This is a genomic window from Bacteroidota bacterium, from assembly GCA_016718825.1.
Lineage (GTDB): Bacteria > Bacteroidota > Bacteroidia > J057 > JADKCL01 > JADKCL01.
Map to the genome: position 1 here is coordinate 193,537 of JADKCL010000014.1, position 6,860 is coordinate 200,396.

Consider the following 6,860-nt stretch of genomic DNA (forward strand, 5'->3'; position numbering starts at 1 on the left):
CCGAAAGGGTGCCTGCTCTTGCTTTTATACTGCTTTGCGATGAAGCGCTTCGAAACGCCAAACTCGCAGGATAGCATCCAATTACTTCCGGCCAAGGCCTTCGATTGCCTTTCCGGTGCATTTGCTCGTCGGGGCGATGGTCAACAGCGCGCAAACGGTGGCGGCAATATCTGGGATGACAACAGGAGTTTCCGATGTCCCGAATGGAATCCCATTACCCCAAAAAACCAGCGGGACATGGGTATCATATTCATAATGGGTGCCATGAGAGGTTCCCTTTTTGTGGCGCCATGTTTCGTTCGGATCGTAGGGCGCATGCATGTAGCCATAGCTTTCGAGAAACAAAACATCACCGCTACGTCCTGGGAAATAGCCATTCATCAAGTACAATTCCCCGAAATTCCGAGGCTGCAAGCGTTGGATTTCGGATGCGGTAAAGACGCCCTCGATTCCTGGAAATCCTTTCACAAAAGCAGCCACCACCTTCGTCAAGGAATCTATATTGACATTCCGACGATCAGCCAACAAATGATTCAGATAGATATTGTGCCCTTGCACCCTTGTCATCAAGGAATCCTGACCTGCGACGTCACCCACAAGTTTCCTGATCTGCTTGTGCATATCTTTGTCGTCCAGCCAACCGCCCCGTTCGCCATGGGCGACTGCATAATCTGGATTTGCTGCGCCGCCATGGTCGGCAGTGAGGAAAACCAACACATTTTCCTTTCCAATCCTGGCATCCAAAAATCGTAAAAAATCAGCCAAGTCACGGTCCAATCGCAAATAGGTATCTTCGACTTCGCGTGATTGCGGCCCAAATTGATGGGCGACCATATCGGTCGAGGAAAAGCTCAAACTCAGGAAGTCAGTGACGTCGTCGTTGCCGAGGTTGTGGTGCTTCACCGCTTCCTTTGCAAAAAGGTTGAGAAACTCATTGCCCCAAGCCGTGGACATGAATTCAGCACAACAAATCAAAGGATCGACAGCGAGGTGATGAGGAAAATGCGCTGTGCCGCCGGGACCATACAAACCTTCATATTGTGCGTCTTCAGGTCCATCGGATGCAGTGTACTTCTCAGGCGCAAGAAGCGGAACCCAACCAACAGGATTCGACTGAAAACCAATCGGAATTTTGAGCGCATTGATGGAGTCGACCCAGAAGGGCAAGGTTGTTTTCGTGCCTGGATAATAATTACTTGAGATCATATTGCCTGTGACACCATCAAAAAAATACGCGGCATCGCCCGTTTTGCCTACGGGCAAGATTGCCGACCGGTCCTTGAGCGACACACCCACGGTAATGGCTTTGCCATTGGTTGCAGCCTTCAATTGATCTGCAATCGTCGTGGCATTCAAAAACTTCGGGCTCACCCCGCGGCTTTTGGTTCGCAATGGCGAAATCCCAACATAGGGATGCAAACTGTCATACACCGAGCTATGGGGAAATACAATTCCTTGATCCAAAGTAGCGCGGTCCATCCACGTATTCATGACGATGCCATGTCCCGAAGGCGTTGTCCCGGTAAAAATGCTGGCATGGCCCGGTGCGGTTTCGGTCGGGACATAATTGTAATTGCAATTCGAGAATGAAGTCCCCTCCCCTACCAGTCGCTTAAACCCGCCTTCTCCGAAATTGGGCCAAAACCGTTGGAGATAATCGTACCGCATTTGATCGACGACGATACCCACGACGAGGCGAGGTTGCTTTGTCGTTGCGGACTTGGATTGTGCCGCCTCCTTGGGGGGGCAAGCGGTCAAAAACAGTGAAAAGCTCAACAAAAGGAGCTTAACGGAGCGAGTAAGGTGCACTTTCCTGATCATCCGGCGAAAATACTGACAAAATCGGTGCTGACCATGAGGTTTAACCCAGAATTCACATGCCACACCTCGCAAATCAACCTGCGTTGTACATCAAATAGGCAAGTTTGTCGATGCCTTCTCTGAAGGTCAGATTGTCTTGGGCTGCATTGGCTTTGCGTTTTTCAAGGTATTCTTCACGGAAACTCTGCAGGATTGCAAGGTCATTTTTCTCTTGCTCCTTGCCGCCCTTGCGGCTGTACTGACCCGCGTGTGGGATCACCGGATTGCCCATCACCATCGTATAGTCAATGCCGGTTGCGTCCAATTGTTGCCGATACCATTGCTCGGTTTGGATCCCAGGAAGGAAAAATCCTGCTTGCAAGAGGTTGTTTTCCATTGCTGTGCGAACATGTCCTGCGACATTCTGCGTTTCAATCACAAGCAACCCACCGGGATAAAGTGCCTCGAAAAAATGTTGGGCGACGGTGCGCATTTCAGGCTCAGAAAATCGGTAAAAAGCATCCCTGTCCAGCACAACATCGACTTGGGGCATGGTGAATGAATGGCGCATGTCGTGCACAAACATTGCAGGGTGTACAAACACATTTGCTTTGGGCAACTGCATCTCCTTCAAGACATTGGGAAGCTTTTCCAGTGCCTCCATCGGGTCTTCAAACAGCAATTCGTTTTGAATGGAAATCGCGATGGGCGAAATATCGGTAGCGACGACATCACAACCAAGGTTTGCATACAACCATGGGGCCAAATCGAGCCCGCATCCAGGAAACCAAATACGCATATGCGGCGATTGAAGGACATCTGCAGCAAACCTTAAATCGCTTTCGAGGTGGTATTTCTCCACCTTCTCAAAATTGGGTTGATTCGCCGCAAAGTAGGCATCCCAACCTGTCGCATCACTCCATTTCTCGGGCATCTTCATAGGGAAAGCTAAGAAATTCTGTCAGCTCTTGCAACCGGGAAAACCTTGGAGGATGGGCTGGGAAGTAGGCTGTTCCCTCGAATGGCATGGTCATTGCTGCAATTGCTTCCTTGCCAATTTTGTTTCGAGCGGGGATTTTACCAAATTCCCGAAAAGATCCCACGATGAAGTCCACTTTGAGATGCATTCCCTTATTCCTGCTGATTCTGCTTTCGTGTATCGCTTGCAGCGATGCAACCGTCGCTCGGGTAGAAATTCCAGGGATTTCACCATCGGCGTCGAATTTGCGCGATACGCTCAAAATGAAAGACTTCACGTTTGCACAAAGGCAGCAATGGGATTCGGCAACGGCGGTATGGTATGAAACGCAATATTTTGGCGGTTGCCTGAAAACGCTGGGATTTGAGCTCAATTGCACCGACTGCACGAATATTGGACTGAATCTTGAATTGACAGTTGATTCAACAGGCCAAATTCTTGAAACCCAGGTATTGAGCAGCAAAATCTATTGCTCAAAACACAGTGAGGCTGATGAGCTCAAAATGAAGGATTGCCTTCTTCAGTCTTTTCCTACCGTCCTCTTACCCAAGCCGTTTTATGACAAAATTCTTCTTGTATTTATTGGACGCGTGCCAATGTGCTAGAATCTTAGCCTTGAAAAAATGTGTCGAATGAAAGCAAACTACGGATGTAATCTGCGGTGATTTATTGTTTTTGGAGTCGCAGAAACCTGGAAAAAGGCAACAATATGGGAAGCCTTTTATAACTGCCATCAAGGGATTTCCCTTTCGGAAACATAAAAAATGACGGCTGTAACGCCCTGATATCCAAAATACAAGATTCGATCCCCATTTTTGAAACAGCAATGTCAACGCTCATACTTTTTTTTCCAGCTCATAGCGTTTTCGTGATTCTTTTTCCGTAGATTGGAGCTAATCTAAGTTCTTTTTTCAACAAATAATGTTTGCTTCACAATCAAAGATTCACAGAATGAAACAGTTACTTTTGGCAATACTTTTGCTCTTTTCATCGTACGCTGCTTCTGGCCAACTTAATTTCATGAGCGATTTTTCATGGGCAAGTCAGGACTCTGAAATCATCAGTACAGCTACCTTCGCCCTCTGCGAAGGCACTACAACCTCTATGACACTTACGACGAGCCTACCGCATCATCGCAATATCAATCTGCAAGGAAATCCACTTTCCAATGGTCACCCGACAACATCGGTACTCATCCCTATCCTAACTTGGTGATGCCATTGATGGTGACCGTGACCCTGACTTTCTCGCAGCCAGTTGCAAATTTGAACTTGTTGATTCGCGATCTTGATGACGATGCTCCAACACCTGGTCCCGAGGAAATCCTAACCAATTTCCGAATCAATGGTGTTCAAACCATGCCCAACAGCGTAACTGCCACTTCGGGTAATTATCAAATTTTCGGTTTGGTGATAGAACCTCTGACTGCCAATTGCAACGGTTGGTTCAATTGGCCCATCAACGGCATTAGTTCATTGTCCTTTGACTATGACCGCGACATCATGAACTACGCACTCCTTTTGGATTCGGTTAAATTTCAATGCAATGAGTCTTTTGTCTCAATTTCGGATCCCACGATTCCCTCCATCGAAGTTGGTCCTTCCCCTGCGGCGACATCGTTGACGGTGCGAATGCTCCATCAAACTGTTGCTAAAAATGAACTCTCCTTTTTCAATGCGGTAGGGCAATGTGTGAAGAAAGTACAGATGAACGGAGATCGCATGGATTTGGACATTTCGCAGCTGCCAAACGGGCCCTACTTTGTTTCTTTCGTCACAGAAGGGAAAAGTATTACCAAGAAATTCATTGTCCTGCGATAGGAGATTGCCTCCAATAAAGCGTATCAACAACGAAAAAATCGTTGCTGACGCGGTTGATTCATGCTTTGAAGCAATTGGAGCTATGCGCTAACCCGTTTCGCTTACGTAGTCACTTTCGATATTTCATCGATGAACTCCATTTCCACCTGATTGCGGAGCAAATCCTCAAGCGTCTCGCGCTTCCGGATCAAGTGGGCTTGACCTTGGTGCACGAGCACTTCGGCGGGTCTGAACCTCGAATTGTAGTTGCTGCTCATGCTGAAGCCGTAGGCACCGGCGTTGTGAAAGCAGAGGATGTCTCCTTCACGGATTTCATTGATTTTGCGGTCCCAGGCAAAGGTATCCGTCTCACAAATGTAACCAACAACTGTATAGACCCGCGGTGTTCCCTCCGGGTTGCTGATGTTGGTAATCTTGTGATAGGCATCGTAAAACATGGGTCGGATCAGGTGATTTTGCCCTGAATCCACTCCCGCAAATACCGTCGCCGTGGTCTGTTTGATCACATTGACACGCACAAATAAGTACCCTGCTTCGCTGACCAGATACTTCCCGGGTTCGAACCATAGCTCCAATTCCCTGCCATATTCTTTGCAGAATGCGAGGAACCGCGAGGTCATTTCCTTGCCCAATTCCTCAATGTCGGTGGTCACATCATCGTCTTTGTAGGCAACTTTGAATCCAGAACCAAAGTCGATGAACTGTAAATCCTTGAAGCCCATTGCAGCATCAAACAACAATTCGGCTCCCTGGATAAATACGCGCGCATCCAAAATGTCGGAACCGCTATGCATATGCAAGCCAATCACGTTGATGCCATGGGATTCTATGACACGGTGTAGATGGCGCATTTGATGAATGCTGATGCCAAACTTCGAGTCAATATGCCCCGTCTGAATATGAACGTTCCCCCCGGCGACAATGTGTGGATTGATGCGGATGCAGCAAGGTACTTTTCCGCCGTAGAGGTTCCCGAATTGTTCCAGAATGCTGATGTTGTCGATGTTGATCATCAAACCAAGCCCCACAGCCATCGAAATCTCTTCAATCGATACGCAATTGGGGGTGAATAAAATTTCGGAAGGCGAAAAGCCCGCTTTCAGTCCTAGCCAAGCCTCCTGAATCGAAACAACATCCAAGCCTGCACCCGCCCGATGCAACAGCTTCATCACTGAAATGTTTGTCAGTGCCTTGCATGCATATTTGATCTTGACATTTGCTGCAGAGAATGCCATTTTCAGCCGGTCGAATTGCCGCAAAATCGTGGCTGAATCATACACATAAACTGGCGTGCCATAGGACGAGCAGATCGCCAAAGCATCAACACCACCAATCGAATAAGGGGAAGGAAGCATGATTTTTTTTAAATGACTTTGTTAAAAATAAGCATTTCAAAGCATAGAAAAAGCGGCCCCAGAAATAATCCGAGGCCGCTTTCCAAAATCTTGGAGTTAAGCGGATCAGTTGATCTTAGCCAACCTTGCAGTCACTTTCACGTCAGTCTTCTGGAAGAAAACGCGGAATGGACCTGGATAGCTATTCTTCACCTCGTACTGAGGATAAAAAATGACATCATAACCAGGATTGTCCAGCATCAACTTGTGCAAAGCATAGTTGGCTGTACGGTCATAAAGAACACTTCCGATTACAGGAAGGCTTGCCAAGTCGATGAGCGCGCCACCACCTGCAACTGTGCCAGACTCCTTCTTGAAAAGGCGCTGCCAGTCGATCATCAGGATCTTTGTGGTGGAAGCCTCAGCACTTACCTGACCGGAATAGCTGAAGTCTGCCTTGTGCCATTGCATGTGGGCATTTGGCTCACGCATGGTGTGATTGGTTGCAGTGCAACCGCTGAGGATGATGGTCATCACCATCGTGGCGACGAAAAGAAATGGTAAAAATTGCTTTTTCATGATACTAAAAGTTTTTTGAACTGCTGCCATATTAGAAAATTGTAAGGACTGCACCTAATCGGCAATGAAACAAAATTCGCAAACACCTACTTGTCAGCAATTTACAAATTTAGCTCTGAGAACAATCATTCAAAAATAATCCAATAAATCAGATGGCGGTACCAACACAGACGCTCGATGCACTCCCCCGGGAGCGATCGGGCATCTTCCAGAACCATCGCGTAAAATTCCAAATCCGTCTTACCAACCCCATTCAGTTGAACAGTTCAAGGAATGATTCCAACGAATAAGCCCCCAAAAACCAAATTGGCAGCCGGCCATCCCCAAAGGGTCCTCCGACTGCCAATT

The 6,860-nt window shown here is 47.6% G+C and carries 8 protein-coding genes; 3 read left to right on the top strand and 5 right to left on the bottom strand.

Annotation, left to right across the window (positions count from 1 at the left end; genetic code table 11):
- Positions 1-81 precede the first annotated feature (81 nt).
- The 3 genes from IPN95_17595 to IPN95_17605 form a co-directional block, all read right to left on the bottom strand.
- Positions 82-1,821, bottom strand: coding sequence for an alkaline phosphatase family protein (locus tag IPN95_17595; protein ID MBK9451183.1), 1,740 nt, complete (start codon positions 1,819-1,821; stop codon positions 82-84).
- A gap of 73 nt (positions 1,822-1,894) precedes the next feature.
- Positions 1,895-2,740 (bottom strand): methyltransferase domain-containing protein, encoded by an 846-nt coding sequence (locus IPN95_17600; protein ID MBK9451184.1) that lies wholly within the window; start codon positions 2,738-2,740, stop codon positions 1,895-1,897.
- Positions 2,715-3,041: a hypothetical protein gene (locus IPN95_17605; protein MBK9451185.1), complete on the bottom strand. Its 327-nt coding sequence runs from the start codon at positions 3,039-3,041 to the stop codon at positions 2,715-2,717. Before IPN95_17605 ends, IPN95_17600 begins: the two co-directional genes overlap by 26 nt.
- A 1-nt stretch (position 3,042) precedes the next feature.
- On the opposite strand from IPN95_17605, the gene IPN95_17610 reads away from it, so the two are divergent.
- The 3 genes from IPN95_17610 to IPN95_17620 all read left to right on the top strand — a co-directional run bounded on the left by IPN95_17610 (position 3,043) and on the right by IPN95_17620 (position 4,599).
- Entirely contained in the window at positions 3,043-3,384 is a 342-nt protein-coding gene (locus IPN95_17610; GenBank protein MBK9451186.1) for a hypothetical protein, read from the top strand.
- A gap of 346 nt (positions 3,385-3,730) precedes the next feature.
- A complete protein-coding gene (locus tag IPN95_17615) occupies positions 3,731-3,994 on the top strand; it encodes a hypothetical protein (protein MBK9451187.1) in 264 nt (87 codons plus the stop codon).
- Positions 3,991-4,599, top strand: a complete 609-nt coding sequence (locus tag IPN95_17620) for a T9SS type A sorting domain-containing protein (protein ID MBK9451188.1) — start codon at positions 3,991-3,993, stop codon at positions 4,597-4,599. The genes IPN95_17615 and IPN95_17620 overlap by 4 nt, the downstream gene beginning before the upstream one ends.
- Positions 4,600-4,700: 101 nt before the next feature.
- On the opposite strand, the gene lysA is transcribed toward IPN95_17620, so the two are convergent.
- Together lysA and IPN95_17630 are read right to left on the bottom strand one after the other, a co-directional pair.
- Positions 4,701-5,954, bottom strand: a complete 1,254-nt coding sequence (gene lysA, locus IPN95_17625) for a diaminopimelate decarboxylase (GenBank protein MBK9451189.1) — start codon at positions 5,952-5,954, stop codon at positions 4,701-4,703.
- A gap of 105 nt (positions 5,955-6,059) precedes the next feature.
- Positions 6,060-6,512 (bottom strand): hypothetical protein, encoded by a 453-nt coding sequence (locus tag IPN95_17630; protein ID MBK9451190.1) that lies wholly within the window; start codon positions 6,510-6,512, stop codon positions 6,060-6,062.
- Positions 6,513-6,860: the final 348 nt, after the last annotated feature.

What these genes read in the sequence shown, in the direction of transcription:
- IPN95_17595 (MBK9451183.1), bottom strand. Translation starts at nt 1,821, where the DNA reads ATGATCAGGAAAGTGCACCTTACTCGCTCCGTTAAGCTCCTTTTGTTG.
- IPN95_17600 (MBK9451184.1), bottom strand. Translation starts at nt 2,740, where the DNA reads ATGAAGATGCCCGAGAAATGGAGTGATGCGACAGGTTGGGATGCCTAC.
- IPN95_17610 (MBK9451186.1), top strand. Translation starts at nt 3,043, where the DNA reads ATGAAAGACTTCACGTTTGCACAAAGGCAGCAATGGGATTCGGCAACG.
- IPN95_17615 (MBK9451187.1), top strand. Translation starts at nt 3,731, where the DNA reads ATGAAACAGTTACTTTTGGCAATACTTTTGCTCTTTTCATCGTACGCT.
- lysA (MBK9451189.1), bottom strand. Translation starts at nt 5,954, where the DNA reads ATGCTTCCTTCCCCTTATTCGATTGGTGGTGTTGATGCTTTGGCGATC.
- IPN95_17630 (MBK9451190.1), bottom strand. Translation starts at nt 6,512, where the DNA reads ATGAAAAAGCAATTTTTACCATTTCTTTTCGTCGCCACGATGGTGATG.